Origin of the sequence: Sporosarcina sp. FSL K6-3457, assembly GCF_038007285.1 — a bacterium.
Lineage (GTDB): Bacteria > Bacillota > Bacilli > Bacillales_A > Planococcaceae > Sporosarcina.
Genome location: NZ_JBBOWX010000001.1, coordinates 1,322,400 through 1,340,166, shown reverse-complemented (window position 1 = coordinate 1,340,166; position 17,767 = coordinate 1,322,400). Strand labels below are relative to the sequence as shown.

Sequence of the window (17,767 nt, the reverse complement as noted above, 5' to 3'; positions counted from 1 at the left end):
TTACAGATATAGCGAAGCTATGTCCAATAGATCTTCTAATTCATCTAACAGCTGTGCTTGAACATTTTTACTTTCACGTTCATCTTGCAAATGATCGGAAAACTGTAATGATGGGGAGGGCCACATAGATGATTCAATTTGGGGTGTTGCTAAAAAATAGCCTGCTGGTAATTGAAAAGCCAATTCAATTTCCTTTATTTGTTTGTTGAATATTGTTTCGTTTGGACTGTTTCCAATTAAAATTTGATTGATTGTTGGTCGTGAGAGATTAACCTTCTTTGCGAAGGATGATTTCGAATAGCCTCTTAAACGGATAAATAGAGCTAAATGCTCTGCAATTTGTTCCTTCCTTATAAAAGCACTCATTTTTACAACCCCTTTGTGTATATTATAGTAACTTATATATATATTATACCCTATATCCTTGTTAAAACAATTATTTTTACAATTTGTAAAAAAATGAACGACTAGGATGTTAAACGCATCAACAATAAAAAGCTATTTTCCCTATACCAAAGGAAAATAGCTTTTATTTACACAAATATTTTTCTCCAATCCAATTCTGTGAATCAGTACTACTGTTTCATAAGCTCTGATGCAATACCCCTAAAAAATTCACACATTCACACCCACCATATGCAATTCATGCATCGGTCTTGTCATCGCCACATATAACAGCTTTCGATCAATCGGATGATCTCGGAATGGCTCATCCACCGCGACAACAAGTACTGCATCGAATTCCAATCCTTTTGCCAGATGACTCGGAACAATCAACAAGCACGCCCCACTCATATCAGATTGTTCGCCTAATAATTGCACCGCCGTATTGAAGTCTCGTAGTTTGGCATGAATTCTTGTAGCTTCTGCTGTCGTTTTACAAATCAACGCTACTGATTTATGACCACGTCCAGTGATTTCATTATAAATTTCAGCAATTTTATGTTCATCAAACACCGGCATGTCGTAAAAATCTGGCTCTCTCCCATGACGAACAACCGGCTCTACTAGTGGCAGATCCTCATCCATTTGGGCAAGCACCTGATTGGCTAAGTCCATTATTTCTATTGTCGTTCGATAGCTTTTTTGAAGTGTTGTATAGGTTGCTCTTGGAAACATTTCTTTGATTGGCTCCCAAGACGTCAACGCTCGGTAGCTATGAATTCCTTGCGCCAAATCGCCAACCATCGTAAACATATCCGTCTCCAGTCCGTCTTGTAGTGCCGCCAACTGAAACTCGCTGTAATCCTGCACTTCATCAATGAAGACCACTCGCATTTTCCAGTCATCTGCAATGCCCTTGAGCTTGGCCTGTAAATAATAAATGGCGGCTAAATCCTCGATTTCCCATGCTTCTTTCTGATGCGCCTTCCCAAAAGCAGTTCTTTCCTGATCAGACCAGTGACTGGCAAGTGCTGTTTGGAGCTGTTCGTTCGTCAACCATTCTCGATAAACTTTCTTGACATTGAACTTTTTAAACCTACGCATATAGATAGACGCCGTCGACTTGCCTTCTTTTTCAATGGCTGGCATTCGTTCGTCACGTTCGTCTAAAATTCTCGTTAGCTTGGCTTTTCGTCGTTCATCATCCCGAATACCATATAATGCTTTATCAAGCGCTTCCTCGTACTTGGTCGTTAAAGTAGCAAGCAATTTTTTATGCTTGCGCTTCACATCGCTTTGCACAATGATTTTAATACGCTCCAGCCTTTTTTCAACAGGCATATAGGAAAAATCTTGCAAAAATGGCTTCTTCAATTGCGAAGCTTTCATAATTCGATATTTTTCAATGAAGACATCTTCAAATAGCTCCGCCATATCTTGTTCCAATTTAATCACATAGCGCTGCAGAATTTCCCGATAGTCCAGCGTCCCTTTAACCCGCGTCACAAAAAGCTTGTCTTCATCTAAAGTAGCTGATTGTGCTAACTGCGCCAGCTTCGCATCAGGATCAGTCAATTTCAGTTTCAAACCTGTTGCATTCAAAACATATTCCGCGTAGGTCGTCTGACAAATCTGACCTACACCTAACTCCGGCAATACGTCCGCAATATAGTCCATAAACAATTTACTCGGTGCTAAAATCATCAATTTATTGGCTGGGAAATGTTCACCCATCGTATATAAAAAATACGAAATACGATGCAGTGCAATCGTCGTCTTCCCACTGCCCGCCGCCCCCTGCACAATGATCGGTTGCTTCAAATTAGCCCGAATAATAGCATTTTGTTCAGCCTGAATGGTCGACACGATTTCAGTTAAACGCGTGTCTGCTTTACCGGCTAAGGCTTCTTGAAGTAACTCATCATTCGTTGTCAGATCAATATCTCGAATATCCAGCAGCTCTCCATCTTCAATTCGATATTGTCGCTTAGAATAAAGATGTCCTTCGAACTCATCCTCCCGCACCTGGTAGGTAAGATCGCCAAGTCTACCATCGTAATAGACATTCGCAACAGGTGAGCGCCAGTCAACAATAATCGGCTCCTGCGTTTCCCGGTGGAATAAAGACGTCTTGCCGATATAAAGCAATTCCGCCTCCTCATCCTCCTTTTGAAAATGAATTCGGGCAAAATAAGGCTTCATCTGAATCGCTTCTAGCCCTTCTTTTTGAGAACGAGCCATTTCAAAAAAACGGGCATTTGTTAAAATATTAATGTAACTCAAACTGGAGTCCAAATACTCCAAGTCCGCCATCGATTTACGAATTTCATCTTGAGAGGATTTTACGTCACGTCGTGATTCCGCTAATAGTTGCTGCATGTAGTGTTTCGTGTAGTCAAGGCGCTCTAATTCAAACTCAAAATCAGGATGTTGCTGCATGAGGCAAGCCCTCCATTTATCGTATTTTGCGTCCTGCGTTACTAGATAGAAGATGTTGGGGTTTTTTAGACAGAATTGAATCTTACCATTCAGTCTGGATAGTAGCAACTATAATAGTAGAATGATTCTGTTTTCCCCGATTATTTCATTAAGACCACAGAAAAAGCTGAATGCACAAAGGCAATCAGCTTTTTTACGTTGAACTAATGATTCCTTATAATCTCCAGCGAAGGCGGCTACTGGGGTCGCCGAAGTAATGAGACTGACAGCGGTTTGCTGTCTGGCTCATTGCGGGAGGCATCCCCAAGCGCCGAGCGTTGTAAGTAGCTCTTTTTAGTTCAACTCTACTAAATAAATACCCAGATAGAGTTTTTCGATACGATTCATGGACCTAAGTAGTTACGAAATAAGTTAATTTTCTAGAAACAAGTAATTACTACCAACCAACTGCTTACACTGCTTCTTCACTTCACTCACTTTTTTTGCTAAATCAGCTGTCGACTGGAAATGATGATTCATGATTCCCGCGATGGAAATCGTTAATATTGGAAACGACTCCTCTTTGCCATGTCTATTCTTTGAAATAATCCAACCATTCTCGATGTCCTGCTCCGTATAAAATTGTTGAATAGAAGCATCAAACTGTTCGATGATTTGCTGACAATACAAAACACTTTGTTCAGACGATGCGATGACAATAAAATCATCTCCGCCAATATGACCAATAAAATCATCCCGAGAGACAATACCCTTCAACAGGTCCGCAAGATGTATAAGTACTTGGTCACCTTGTTCAAAACCGTAAACATCATTATAAGGCTTGAAATTGTCTAAATCCAAGTAGAGGGCACCATATCCCTCGTCCGTCTCCAAACAGCGCTGCAACTGCTGCTCTATCAAATTATTTCCAGGTAATTCTGTCAGTGGATTCATATGCTTCGCAAAATTAACTTCAATTTCCATCGTCTTCTCCAATAATTCCTTCACCGTAACAATCCCGAAATACTTGCCATTTTCCGTCACCGTAATAAAATCATACAGTTGTCCTGGATCTCTTAACATCGCTAATTTCGCTACCTTATGAATCGGCGTATTAATATCGACTTCCAAAAAGTCCTCTTCCATAATTTCAGCTATTGAATTTTTGCTATACAAACTATAACCGTAGGGACCACTAATTTTCAAATGCAATTGGTTACGCGTAATCACGCCTACTACACGATCATGCTGTATGACGCAAAATCCCGGTACCAATTGATCTTGATCCATCAATGATTTCACTTCAGCAATTAGTACATTACTATCTAGCGTTTGTAAAGCAGTGGACATATTTTTAACAAATGTATCCGTTACTCTGTTAAACGATTGCCTTTGCTTACGCTTATTTTCATCAACAATCAATGCAATGACCTCTTCCCTTATCGGTAATAGGCTCGAATTCGGCTTTTGAATATAGTAGCCTTGTCCAAAACGAACGCCTAATTCAATGAGTTTTGCCAATTCCTCCTTTGTTTCAATCCCTTCAGCAATGATTTGGATTTGAGAATGTGCAGCAAATTCACATAAGCTTTTTACTAATGACTGCTTTGTTCTATCAACATCAATATTGCGAATTAACTTCATATCCAACTTCATAAAATGAGGATGGATATCTGTTAAAATATTCAAACCAGAATAACCTGATCCCACATCATCAATCGCAATTTGATACTTCTGCTCTTTATAATGACTGACGGTTTGCTTAAAGTGCGTTAAATTTACAATTGCCTCTTTCTCGGTAATTTCGAAAACGATTTTTTCAGCATCCATGTTAAATCGTCCTAAATAGTCTTTTGTAAATCCTTGTCTAAATTTTGTGTCGTTCATAATATTAGGATTCACGTTTAAAAACAGCTTTTCCTTAATCTGAAGACCGTGTGCACTTTCTAATGCCTTAGTGCGACAAAGGGATTCCAATTCCCAAAGCTGATTATTTTCCATTGCATATGTAAATAATTTTTCAGGATTTTGTAAGGGAGTATTTGCTGGTCCTCGACTTAATGCCTCATATCCAAGCACCGTTCCGTGCTCCAGAGATAGAATCGGTTGGAAAACTGTTTGAATATCTTTATTTCGTAGAATACTAAAAAGTAATGTTGGTAAATGATTTTCCTGCAATTTGATCAAAAAGACTCTCTCCATTCGATAATTCATTACATTCATTTTACCGGATAGATGCAAGAGCTATATGACGAACAGGTAATGTTCATGTAAATAATTCGTAAATTTCTATATCTTTTCACCTGAATAATGAATTTTTTATAATAAAAAAGACACCCTTCGCCCTCTGAATTTCAGGGCTAAAGGATGTCTTTTTCATTTAAGCATTACACTTTAAATCGTCCCATATCACTTTGCAGTTTTTCCGAAAGCTCCGCTAGCAATTGTGCGCTGGACGAAATCTCCTGGTTAGCAGCCAACTGTTGCTCTGTCGCCGCACTTGTTGACTGAGCAGCTTCTGCTGATTCAGCAGCTAGTTCCTGCACTTTCACAGATCCTGCTGACACTTCGTCCGTCATTGTACGAATCTGGTCAATGGCAACAGAAACAGTTGTTACTTTACCACTGACATCGCTAGCTGCCTGTTCGATGCGACTGAAAACATCGCGCGTTCGCTCTGTCACAACAAGCCCTTCTTCTACACGTTTATTACCATCTTCCGTGCTCGTAACAGCCTGTGCAACGCTACCAATCATCGTATCAATCATATTCCCAATTTCTCCTGCAGAACGTTTTGACTGTTCTGCAAGATGTCTCACTTCTTCCGCTACAACCGCGAAGCCTTTTCCATGCTCCCCAGCCCGTGCTGCTTCAATCGCCGCGTTCAGTGCCAATAAGTTTGTCTGTTCAGCAATATCCGTAATCAAAGACGTAACTTTCCGAATTTCCTCCGAATAATTCGCCATACCACTCATGATACCTGCCGATTGCCCAATTGCGGAGCTAATCACTGTCATTTGACCATTAACATCCTCCATAAGTGAGGCACCCTCTTTGACCAGACGCGCAACATCCTCTGATGATAACAACATTGCTTCATTATCATCCGTAATTCGATTAATACCCGTAACTACTTCTCCAATAGCTACATTCGTCTTGCTAACAATTTCCGCCTGGGACTCACTTCCCATTAGGTTCATTTCCGTCGTTTGTGCCACCATTTCAGATGCTGCAAGACTTTCCTCAGAACTTGCCGACAATTCTTCAGCTTGGGCTGCAAGCTGGAGTGCAGACTCATGTGCATTCGAAATAATTCCCCGAAGGTCTTTCGTCATGCTATTAAAGGCAGTTGCCATGTCGCCAATCTCATCTTTATTGCGAATGATAACAGGCTCTATCGCAAGATTTCCTGCTGCGATTTCCGTCAATGCTGCTGTCATTTTCCCAACAGGTCGCGCAATACTACGACCAAGGATAATTGCCACAGAAATGCTCACATACAGAGCAACAACAAGTAACCCAACCATCACTATACGTATCCACTTTATTAACTCTTGAATATCATCATTTACTTGATACGTTTGATCTGTTTGATACACAATCAATTCATCAATTTTCTCCATGATTTCCGTTTCAAAGAAAGTCGCGTCACTCGCAATATTCAAAGCTCTTTCTTCTTGACCAGCCCCGAACTCACTGATGGCTAAATCTGTGGTTTGTATATAACTCGCTCGTGATTCTTTTAATTCATCAAGCAATACGCGTTCGTCATTAGACCATTTCATTTGTTCTAGTATTCCCGACTGACGGTCAAGCTCTGTAATTGTTTCCGTCCGACTTTTCAAAAATGACTCTTGTCTAAACAATAAAAAACTCCGAATATCACCCGAAAGCTTATTTTGAAGTGACCCTATTTTCTCAAATACAATTGTTTTCGATACTTGCTCATTCATCAAATCATTAAAATCATTATTTGTTTTGGACAATGACCCAAAACCTACCCCACCAATAATAACCATTAAAATAAGAAGCGATAAAAATCCACTCCATAATTTTCGACCTACTGTAAACTTCATTCCTTTTCCTCCTACAAATTAATTCCATCTATCAGTATAACTTAAATTCATAATCTGTCATAGTCACATCTTCTTAAATCAATAATTTTAACCATAGGTATTATCGCCTAACCACATTGTTAGTTATGTCTCTAACTGATTAATTTGATAATAAAATAATCCTACTCCACTTATGTTCTCGGAGTAGGATTATATTCTGAAAATAACATTATTTTTTCATAGCGAACGACCCACTGGTTATCCACTTGTTTTATCGCCGTTCCTTGCCAGCCATCTTCAAGATAGCGTTGTTGTTGTGCAGTATCGGCCATTGGAATTTCACAACTATCTATAGCCTTTTCTTGCAAGGTCTGTAGTAAATTTTTCACTAAAATATATCTTAGTAAATCACCATACTTCACTTTGAGAGCAACAATTTTCATTCCATGTGCAAATTTGTCCTTCAAGCTAGCGATATTAAACGGAGCAACGGTTGTACACACATAGTGAAACTTTTCTGTATCAATTTCTTGCATCAAAATTTCCCCTAGTAATACTTGCAAATTATTTCCCCGAAAATGAGGATCCACATTCGATATTTCCGAATAAATGACCGTAGACAACTCAGCCACCGGCACGCCCGCATCAATACCTAAATGCTCTTCCTCATCAGCTTCTGGTTCAAACATCGCGCGAAATGCAATTAGTCGGTCCTTATAATAAGCACCAATCATCATTCCTTTGCCGTGCAAAATCGTAAGGAATTCTTCTGGCATCAATGGCTGTAAAAAAGCACCCGTTGTCAGCGATTCAATGACTTTCTGTTGTAGAGCTAGAATTTCATCGAGATGGCCCCCCGTTAGTTGGATAACGTCTATTTTTTCACCATTTTTCAACACTAACTGTCGTTCATTCATCCGATGACCTTCTCTGAAAACACCGTTAGTTCTTGTAGCACTTGTTCGTCAATATCTATTCCTAATCCAGGTTTGTCAGTCAAGCGAATGAACGGTACATCATAGTGTAAATTCCCAACATCTTTACTGAACTTCAGTGGCCCCGTTAATTCCACACTCGTAATGACTTTTTTCGAAAATGACACATGGAATCCTGCTGCCGAACCGATAGATGATTCAACCATCGAACCTACTTGACACTCAATACCAGCCATCTCTGCCATATGTGCAAGCTTCGTTGCCGGATATATGCCACCGCACTTCATCAACTTAATATTCACTTTGTCGGCTGCTCTTTTGGCAATGATTTCTCGCATATCACGCACACCGCGCAGTCCTTCGTCAATCATCATTGGCGTCGATGATTTCGATTTCACTTCTACCATGCCATCGATATCATCCGCCATCACAGGCTGCTCCAACCAGTCTAGCGAGCAATGTTCAAGCTTTTGAAGCCCTTGCAAAGTATTGGCACTATTTTTCCAGCCTTGGTTGACATCCACACGAATCGCTATATCCTCTCCGACACGTGCACGAACTGCCTCAATCCTTTTCACGTCTTCCGCAACTTGCGTACCGACTTTCATTTTTAATGAGCGATAGCCAGCAGTTACTCGCTCTTCCGCCTCATTCGCCATCTTTTCCGGAGAGCCAATACTTAACACATGCGTAATTGGGAATTCCTCGTGATATCTTCCACCAAGCAAATCATAAACCGGGATACCCAATGCTTTGCCTACTACGTCGTAGCACGCAATATCAAGTGCGGCTTTTGCAGTGGGAACACCGTAAATTTCTGAATCCATCAATTCATGAATGCGCTCCATATTTTTCGGATTTTCTCCAATAAGCTTAGGCGCTAGTGTATTTTTCAACACAGCAAACGTCCCTGCCCAGCTCTCACCTGTAACATGATCATCCGCTACACTTTCCCCGTAGCCGACATGACCTGTATCCGTCGTTAGTTTGACGATAATCGAAGGCATATAATCGTAGGTTGCATAGCTAATAACAAATGGTTCATAGAGCGGTAAATGAATTGCATAAATTTCAATTTCAGTAATCTTCATTCTTTTCAAACCTTTCTATTGGCAAATTGTTTTTATTTATTATATCATTGTCGCTAAATAGTCGCTATATAAAAAAGTACAAGGCGCCTGACTAAATGCGTCAGCCAATCCGGCTTATGCCTCAAACAATAAGGAGACTCTATATTATGAAAGTTAAAATTGCCGTCATCGGCTCACATGATTTTTGCCAGCGTACAGAACAACTCGTTGCCGATCGACAAGATATCGAACTTCATTCGTATCGTTATGATGAACCCAAGGCGGCTCCAAGTTTACTACAAACACTCAAACCTTGTGATGCCATCCTATTCTCTGGCTCGCTGCCCTACTTTTACGCACAGGACCGACTCATAGACTTTACGATTCCAGTCCTTTACTTAAAGCAAGACGAAACGGCTATCGCGATTACTTTACTTCACATATCCGCAAAAGAACAAGTAGACTTAAATCGTATTTCCATTGATGTACGTGAAAAATCACTCATTGAAAATGTCTTAAAAGATTTGAACCAAGCACTCGAATTACCGTTCATTCATGCGCTAGATGATGGTGACAATCTTCAAGATATCGTCGCCTATCACAAGCTACTATCCATTCAAGGAAAAACTGATATGGCGATCACGAGTGTCCATGCTGTTTACGAGCAGCTTCAACAGCAGCAGATTCCTGCGTATAAGATGATTGATCCTGAAAGCTCTATTTTACGTACAATTGAAACCGCAAAACAGCAAGCCATTTTACAAAAAAGTAAGGCTGCCCAAATCGCCGTCGGTCTCATCAAAGGAATACCCCACTCCAAAGACCTTGAAACATCCGTCGAAAAAATGGCAGCCCTTATGAAGGCACAATGGAATGAACAGCATGAAGGCTATACATTATATACAACGATGGGTAATATCGAATTTTCATTAAGAAACAATGAATTCTTGTCACTGTTCCAAACATTCGCCACTAAAGCTAAATTAGCCTTTGGCTGTGGTGAAACAATTGTCGATGCCACTGAAAATGCACGCTTTGCACTTAATCTCATTCATGAAAGTGATAGCCAATCATTTTATATGCTAGATGCTAACAAAAAACTGCATGGCCCATTTCCGCAATCCAACACAGCTATCGCGATGAAAATCAACGAACCTGTACTCGTAGAAATGGCCGACAAAACAAAGTTAAGTCCCGCAAACATTTCAAAATTATTATTATTTAGTCAATCCCGTCATGCTAAACAATTTACTGCAACTGACTTAGCGCTACATTTGAATGTTACACGGAGAACTGCCGAACGCACACTCAAAAAGATGGTGGAGTTTAATTACATAACAATCGTCGGTGAAGAAATGACCTACCGACAAGGTCGCCCACGGGCACTTTACGAATTCAACTTTCCCATTTTTTAACAAAGAAGGGAAGTTCACGTATCTGTCGTGAACTTTCCTTTCTTATTTGCATCACCCTACACTAAGTTCTTCATTCTTTAGATCCTCTTTAGCATTTGCCATCTTTTCCTCTTCAGTCAGCTTGACAATCGTAAATCCTGTAACCGCATACAAAATTGAAATAAATGGAATAACCAAGTTCAAAATTGCATAGGGTCCGTATTCAACAACCCCCACACCTAGTGTTCCTAAAATGAACACACCACATGTATTCCACGGGATGAAAACAGACGTCAGTGTTCCACCATCTTCTAATGAACGCGATAAATTCTTCGAATGCAATCCCATATCCTTGTACGCTTTACTAAACATCCGTGAGGGTACTACAATTGAAATGTACTGTTCCGAACATGTAGCATTCGTCATGAAACAAGCTGCAATCGTTGAAGCAATCAAGGATCCTGTCGATTTTACTACCTTTAACAACTGATTCATCATTGCTTTTAGCATCCCTGAAAACTCTAAGATTCCCCCAAATGTCATCGCAACAATTGTCATCGACACAGTATACATCATCGAATCCAACCCGCCGCCGTTAAATAACTTATCGACCATTTCGTTGCCAGTTGCAATCGTAAATCCGCTCTGTAGTGCTTCAAGTCCACCGACTAGCGAACCGCCTTGTATGAGGATTTGTGACAAGAACCCAAGCACAATCCCAACAATCAAAGCAGGAATTGCAGGTACCTTTAACGCAACCATCACAATAACAGCAAGTGGTACAAGCAATAACCATGGTGTAATGAGAAAGCTGTCCTGTAATACTGCTGCTGTTTGTGCGATTTCAATCGCTTCTATTTTATTTGTTGCAAATTTATTTCCTAAATAACCATAGACCACAAGCGCTATCGTTAACCCTGGAATCGTTGTGTAAAGCATATGCTTAATATGATCAAATAAATCCGTCCCTGTCAATCCTGCCGCCAAATTCGTTGTATCTGAAAGCGGTGACATTTTGTCGCCAAAGTAAGCACCAGAAATAATTGCTCCTGCAATCATGCCTGCTGGAATACCCATACTCAAGCCAATACCCATTCCCGCAACACCAATCGTTCCCATTGTTGACCATGAACTACCAATTGCTAACGAAACAATCGCACAAATGATACAAATCGTTACTAGGAACCAAGCTGGTGTAATAATTTGCAAACCATAGTAAATCATCGTCGCAACAATCCCGCCGCCCATCCATGCACCGATTGTCAGCCCTACTAAAATAATAATAACGACTGCTGGTAGCGCCAACCGAATCCCCTTGTACATCATTTCCTCAATTTCTTTCCATGTATAACCAGCTCTCCATGCTACAAATGCTGCTGCCGATGTCCCGATGATCAATGGGATATGTGGACCTTGCTCTAATATTACAATCGTATAGATCATGACTATGATCATCACGATTAATGGTAGTAAAGCCATCCAAAAGCCGATTTTCTTCTCCTGTTGCTGTTCCATTTATATTCCCCCAAGTCTGAATAGAAATAATATTATAAAATGTCGCTATATAGTCGTTATTAGCATAGTATACGTTTGTACATTCAAAGTCAATATCATTTCCACTTTTTCTGTAAGCGTTTTCAGATTTAATATTCACTATCAGCAACAAACAAATAAACGTCTACCTATCCTAGCTCGTTTAAGAGACTTAGATATGCAGACGTTTTGTAGTCTTTTAACGATTTACAACTTAAACTGCTGAATAATTCTTTGCAAATCCTCTGCTAGATGTGCAAGAGATTCACTAGCTGCTGAAATCTCTTCCATCGTCGCCAGTTGCTCCTCTGAGGCTGCACTGTTTTCCTGTGACGCCAATACACTAGATTCAGCAACTCCATGTACATTAACTGCAGCACTAGAAATCGCTTGACTAATGGACGATATTACCTCTACAGAACGGTTTACTTCTGTTGCATTTCCTGTCACTTGTCCAACCATCTTTTCAATTTCTCCAAATAGCTGACTGACCTCTTCAGTTTTAACAAGCCCGTCTTGAACCCGATCTGTTCCCTGCTGCATAGAAATAGTTACCTGTTGAATTTCATGTTGAATATCATTGACCATACTATAAATTTGTTCTGCTGAAACACGCGATTCTTCTGCTAGTTTTCGAACTTCATCTGCTACAACTGCAAACCCCTTACCCGCTTCTCCTGCACGTGCTGCTTCAATAGCCGCATTCAACGCTAGCAAATTAGTTTGGTCAGCAATATCCGTGATCATCTGCACAATATTGCCAATTTCTTTTGATTTTCCATCTAAGTTATGCACTGAATCTGCCGTTAATTTTACAGCGTCGGCGATGGAAAGCATTTGGCTGTTTACTGACATAACTGCGGTTGCCCCAACTTGTGTTTTATCAAATGCGCCTTGCGATTGAACATTCATCTGTTCACTGCTTTTGGCAATATCTTGCATGCTCGACATCATCTCTTCAATAGAAATGGATATTTCATTGACACTGCGTAGCTGATCTTCTGCACCATCTGCTGATTGCTGTGAGAGGTTGGCGACTGATTCAGCTGCTGCCATGCTTTGCTCGGCACTAGCAGATAATTCCTCAGAACTAGCTGACACTTGCTCACCAGAATTTTGGGCACCATCTACAACTTCACGAAGTGTCTTGTGCATATTATTTAACCCAATCGAAAGTGTTGTAATTTCATCATGCCCAGTGCTAACAAGCGGCTCACTACGCAAATCACCATCTTCAAATTCTCTCATCCGATTAACAACAGTTGTTAATCGTCGAATAATCGATTTGCTGAAAAAGAAAGTAATGAGGATAGCGATGATAATACTGACTACAATCAAAATAATACTCCAAAGAAGAGTTTTCGTGTACACTTGCTGACTTTCTACTTTAATAGCCTCTGTCAATTCTACGTTTAGCGCCACTAATTCCTCAAAATAATGCATAGCTTCTTCGAACATACCTCTCCCTTCTTTGATTCCTTGTTCAGCATCTCCCCATTGACCTTTTTTCATCAACTGGATATTTTTATTCACTCGCTCATCAAAAATCGCCCAACTATCCTTAAAGTTTGTAAAAACTTCTTTTTCTACCGGCCCCAACCCAATGCTTTCGTATTTCTGAATCCATGTTTTCATTTCTTCTAAGTTATTTGCCGTACCATCCAACGTTTTTGTATCCTCGAATGCTAGACTCGTTACCATCTGGACTCTTGTATTCTCGGAATATTTAGCCATTTCAATAAGATATGTAGAAGGTATTATTCCATCGGTATACATCGTTTCACTATTTTTGTTCAATTGATTGGCTTGAAATAAATTGAACAAGCCCAGTGCTACAAATACAATAATTACGACACCAAACGCAAATAACATTTTCCCGAATAACTTCATTTCAAAATCCCCCGTTCTCTTCTTTCCAATATAAAGTATGTAGAACTGTTTGTGAAAAAATTATTTTAGTAATATAACAGTAAACATTCCTCCCATAATTAGCACCTTTTTTTACTATATACCCTAATTAATATTGTAGTAAACTAAAATACCCCTCTCATACAAATAATATGTATGAAAGGGGTATCTATAAAATTAATGCAGCTTTTCTGATTGGTCTGTAAATGCTAATTGAACAATATAAATAATCATACCTGCTGTAATGAACAAAAAACCCCATCCTAGTATTTTTTGCTCCAATGCCAAATAGTTATTACATAGTTGAATCGGTGAGTCCACGTATAACCAACCCATTAAGCCAAACATCGATATATAATTTAAAAAGATAAAGCTTTGCCCGATAATTTGTAGCTTCCTCCAACTATCTCGAAGGAACAGGCCGGCAAGAGGGAGCCCAACGAATTTAAACAACTCAACATACCAAATCCCTAACGCTTCATCCATTGCCCTTGGCAACATCCAATACATCGTAATGAAGACGACAACTAAAATACCTGGTATGCCATTACCATTCCATTTCGTAAAGAAGGAAGAATATTTTCCGATTATATATTGACCAACAAACCACCCCACCATCAACAATAAAGGGATTTGCACAAGCATATGCGAAATCATAATGGATTCCATTAGAGAAATAACGGGGGGAACCCATAACAGTATATACAAAACAATACCAATGATTGTTTGTTTCATCACTTTATGCCCCACTTCATTTCTTTAATTTCACACTTAGCTAACTTCTGTTTGCTGTGTCGGGCTGCTGACCGATGTTTTATTTCTTCCGAAAATATAACGAACAAAATGAAGAACGAATACCAAAATACCAATGACCACAAATACACCTGTGACTGCTCCTACCTGCGCAGGTCCCATCCATTCTGGAAAATGTGTCGCAAAGCGTCTTGGCGTACTTATCGCACCCGAAACAAGGAATGACACACAGACGCCAAACATCGACAACGCATAGAGGACAAATGCAAACTTATCCAATCCATTCGTTTTCAGTTGGCTATCATTTTTCGCCAGGAAATACATAAAGCCAAACATCATCGCAATCACGCCCAGTCCCATATACATATGGAAATGCCCAGGTACCCATTTCGTATTATGCATGACATGGTTAACGACAATCGCTGAGTCAACAAGAGCTGGAACGACACCAGCCGTCCACCCGAACATCGATAGAAAAATTAACGATGATCCCATATCCCACTTAATACCTGATTTATAGACAATCATCAATGCACCATAAGCTGTAATAATTAAAACAGGTAAACCATTTGCGTACGATAAAATTTGCCCAAGGATTAAAATCCATTTCGGCATCGCACTATCCATAAGAAGATGGTGAGGATAGACAATCATTGTAAAGAGTGTTGACATTGTCCAAGCGATTAAAAATGGTTTATTGGCCTTCCAAGGTCGACCTGTATAGCGAGCTAAAATTTCATAGACTGCAATAACAGCCATATAAATCGTAGCATTAGCGAAAATATGTCCGAATGCATACGTTAAGTTTTTCGCCAGCAACGGGTTAAATGTAAAAGCAGGATTGACAACACTAATCATGTTGACAATGAGTACAGTCGCCCCAGCAGTTAGCGCTGAAATATTAACGATTGTTACCATTGTACTCGCTACAACTGTTACAGGTGGCGCGTCTTTTTCAGCTTTTTTTCCGGAAATGACATCCCAACCAAGCCCCTTGCCAAGGCTACCGTACTTTTTAATAATTGCCCGGCCTGTATCAATATAAAGCAACAGGAAACCAACGCCTAAAACAAGCATTCCCCCTAGATAAAGCAAGGCTCCCGCGGTACCCCAAGCACCTGCTGATAGTGCTGGAAGCGGATACAAGAATGTCCATGCACTGGCATATTCAAATGAAAATATCCCGATGATCGTCATGACAACACCTGTTAAAAATAACACGAGGTTCAGATTGAATATTTTCTTGGATAATTCTACATAGTGACTGAGAAAATACCACATAATTGCAGATGTCGCAAGCGCTGCTGAACCAATCATGGCCGTACCATGTATCGTTAAAAATTGATAAAAAGATGCTGCGGAAAGTTCAATAAGTCCACCTTGCGATGCCAACATTAAGACCCCAAAAATCATCCCTACAATGACAACAACACCCGAGATAATCATTTGCGTCACAACTTTATCGTCTCTCGATTTTAATGGCATATATTTACTAGTAATCGACATTCCTTGTCCACTCCCTTTCTATTTCACTACAATTTGATCCATCATAATATGGTGCGCCAAACCACAATACTCCAAGCAAAGAATTTTATAAGTACCAGGCTCATCAAACGTGATATAGACAACATTCGTATATTCTGGCATCGCTTGCGTCTGCGCTATTAAATTCATCTCTTCATCATAAATACCAAAGCCATGTGTCACATCCGCAGTTGTCACATGAAATTCAATAGACTGGTCAACGTCAAACTCTCTTTCACTAATATTCCAACCAAATTGCAAAGCCTCAACCTCTACAATAATCGGCTCATTGCCCTCGCTGTAGACAGGCTGGTTGAAAGGTAACTCCCTTAGTGTATAAACCATAACGACTATCATTAAAACAACAACAAACGTCCCATACACTTTACGGATTTTGTACCACTTTTTCACGATAGGCTCATAGTCTTGTTTTTGTGTTGACTTGAATGCGACAAAACCAAAGACTGCCGCAATGATTAAAATGAACACTAAACTTACTACCCACGCCACTGTCTGGACCATTGTAAAATCCTCCTTCACATTTTCACATAAAAAACACATTCTATACTGAACGGCTAATGGAGCCCGGTTACCTCTAGTTAACGATTTTTCACATCGTCATACTGTGATAAAAATCACTCGTTTTCCAATTTACTACATTATAATTATGTCTAACAGGTGAACGCGTTTAGAATTTTAGAGCAATTTATATGAGGAAGGGATAAAAAATATGATCAATCTACTCAAACAAACCGTCTACAATCTCTTTTCTGGTTATTTTTCAGTTGTCATGGCAACCGGCGCACTTTCCATTGCCTTACACTTACTTGGCATACATACGATTGCCAAAGGATTATTATATGTCAATATCACCATCTATCTACTGTTATGGATGCTAACAATCCTTCGCCTCGTTTATTATTTCCCGCGTGTGATGAAGGACATCACTAGCCATTCTAATGGTCCCGGTTTCTTTACACTCATTGCAGGAACCTGTGTGTTCGGCAGCCAACTCATTATCATTGCAGAAAACTATCAGCTGGCTAGCTATTTATGGGGATTAGGCATCTTCCTATGGCTAATCATTATGTATGTTTTCTTCACTGCTGTGACTATTCGAGAAAACAAACCCGCTTTGTCAGAAGGGATTAACGGGGCATGGTTAATTGCCGCTGTGGCAACACAATCCATTTCAATACTTGGAACTTTACTAGCAGATCGAATTCAGAATGGACAACAAATCTTACTGTTCATCACTTTATGTATGTTTCTATTAGGCTGTATGCTCTATCTGAATATCATTACGCTCATTTTTTATCGCTTTACCTTTTTGGAACTAAAGCATGCTGCTCTCACCCCACCCTATTGGATTAATATGGGTGCTGTCGCTATTACGACATTAGCCGGTTCAACATTATTACTACACGCCGATAACTGGCCATTTCTTATCGAATTGACACCGTTTATAAAGGGATTCACATTATTTTTCTGGATCACAGGAACATGGTGGATTCCATTGCTATTCACCTTAATGATTTGGCGCCATCTCTATCACCGCTACCCTTTAAAATATGATCCACAATTTTGGGGCATGGCCTTCCCACTTGCCATGTACACAACAAGCACATTCCAACTATCCAAAGCCTTACAACTACCTTTTTTACTTATCATTCCACGCATCATGGTATTCGTAGCCATTCTAGCTTGGTTAGCCATTTTTTCCGGCATGCTCCATCACCTCTACCACAGCTTTATGAAGTACCGTGTTGAACATAAATAAAAAAAATGCCTAC

13 protein-coding genes are annotated in these 17,767 nt (G+C 39.9%); 2 read left to right on the top strand and 11 right to left on the bottom strand.

All coding sequences use genetic code 11. The features are described from left to right. From N1I80_RS06530 to N1I80_RS06505, 6 genes are all read right to left on the bottom strand, one after another. Positions 1 to 366 carry an XRE family transcriptional regulator gene (locus tag N1I80_RS06530; RefSeq protein ID WP_340737093.1) on the bottom strand — a complete coding sequence of 122 codons (366 nt, stop codon included), beginning with the start codon at positions 364 to 366 and terminating at the stop codon, positions 1 to 3. Between the two features lie 249 nt (positions 367 to 615). After that, positions 616 to 2,823: an RNA polymerase recycling motor HelD gene (helD, locus tag N1I80_RS06525; RefSeq protein WP_340737092.1), complete on the bottom strand. Its 2,208-nt coding sequence runs from the start codon at positions 2,821 to 2,823 to the stop codon at positions 616 to 618. A gap of 411 nt (positions 2,824 to 3,234) precedes the next feature. After that, the gene (locus N1I80_RS06520) at positions 3,235 to 4,989 is read right to left on the bottom strand and encodes a GGDEF domain-containing protein (protein WP_340737091.1); all 1,755 of its coding nucleotides are present in this window, start codon (positions 4,987 to 4,989) and stop codon (positions 3,235 to 3,237) included. Positions 4,990 to 5,189: 200 nt separating this feature from the next. Continuing rightward, positions 5,190 to 6,878, bottom strand: a complete 1,689-nt coding sequence (locus N1I80_RS06515) for a methyl-accepting chemotaxis protein (protein WP_340737090.1) — start codon at positions 6,876 to 6,878, stop codon at positions 5,190 to 5,192. 170 nt (positions 6,879 to 7,048) lie between these two features. Beyond that, the gene (locus tag N1I80_RS06510) at positions 7,049 to 7,774 is read right to left on the bottom strand and encodes a GNAT family N-acetyltransferase (protein WP_340737089.1); all 726 of its coding nucleotides are present in this window, start codon (positions 7,772 to 7,774) and stop codon (positions 7,049 to 7,051) included. Further along, positions 7,771 to 8,883, bottom strand: a complete 1,113-nt coding sequence (locus tag N1I80_RS06505; RefSeq protein WP_340737088.1) for a mandelate racemase/muconate lactonizing enzyme family protein — start codon at positions 8,881 to 8,883, stop codon at positions 7,771 to 7,773. Before N1I80_RS06505 ends, N1I80_RS06510 begins: the two co-directional genes overlap by 4 nt. Before the next feature lie 146 nt (positions 8,884 to 9,029). On the opposite strand from N1I80_RS06505, the gene N1I80_RS06500 reads away from it, so the two are divergent. After that, positions 9,030 to 10,277: a transcriptional regulator gene (locus N1I80_RS06500; RefSeq protein WP_340737087.1), complete on the top strand. Its 1,248-nt coding sequence runs from the start codon at positions 9,030 to 9,032 to the stop codon at positions 10,275 to 10,277. 51 nt (positions 10,278 to 10,328) lie between these two features. On the opposite strand, the gene nhaC is transcribed toward N1I80_RS06500, so the two are convergent. The 5 genes from nhaC to N1I80_RS06475 form a co-directional block, all read right to left on the bottom strand. Beyond that, positions 10,329 to 11,771 carry a Na+/H+ antiporter NhaC gene (gene nhaC / locus N1I80_RS06495; protein ID WP_340737086.1) on the bottom strand — a complete coding sequence of 481 codons (1,443 nt, stop codon included), beginning with the start codon at positions 11,769 to 11,771 and terminating at the stop codon, positions 10,329 to 10,331. A 225-nt stretch (positions 11,772 to 11,996) separates the two neighbouring features. Then, positions 11,997 to 13,679, bottom strand: coding sequence for a methyl-accepting chemotaxis protein (locus N1I80_RS06490; protein ID WP_340737085.1), 1,683 nt, complete (start codon positions 13,677 to 13,679; stop codon positions 11,997 to 11,999). 195 nt (positions 13,680 to 13,874) lie between these two features. Then, a complete protein-coding gene (locus N1I80_RS06485) occupies positions 13,875 to 14,432 on the bottom strand; it encodes a hypothetical protein (protein ID WP_340737084.1) in 558 nt (185 codons plus the stop codon). 36 nt (positions 14,433 to 14,468) lie between these two features. Beyond that, positions 14,469 to 15,956 (bottom strand): cbb3-type cytochrome c oxidase subunit I, encoded by a 1,488-nt coding sequence (locus N1I80_RS06480; protein ID WP_340737083.1) that lies wholly within the window; start codon positions 15,954 to 15,956, stop codon positions 14,469 to 14,471. A gap of 18 nt (positions 15,957 to 15,974) precedes the next feature. Beyond that, on the bottom strand, positions 15,975 to 16,496 hold the full coding sequence (locus N1I80_RS06475; RefSeq protein ID WP_340737082.1) for a cytochrome C oxidase subunit II: 522 nt from the start codon (positions 16,494 to 16,496) through the stop codon (positions 15,975 to 15,977). A gap of 208 nt (positions 16,497 to 16,704) precedes the next feature. Here N1I80_RS06475 and N1I80_RS06470 point away from each other — a divergent pair, with 208 nt between their 5' ends. Beyond that, positions 16,705 to 17,754, top strand: coding sequence for a tellurite resistance/C4-dicarboxylate transporter family protein (locus N1I80_RS06470; protein WP_340737081.1), 1,050 nt, complete (start codon positions 16,705 to 16,707; stop codon positions 17,752 to 17,754). Positions 17,755 to 17,767 lie beyond the last annotated feature (13 nt).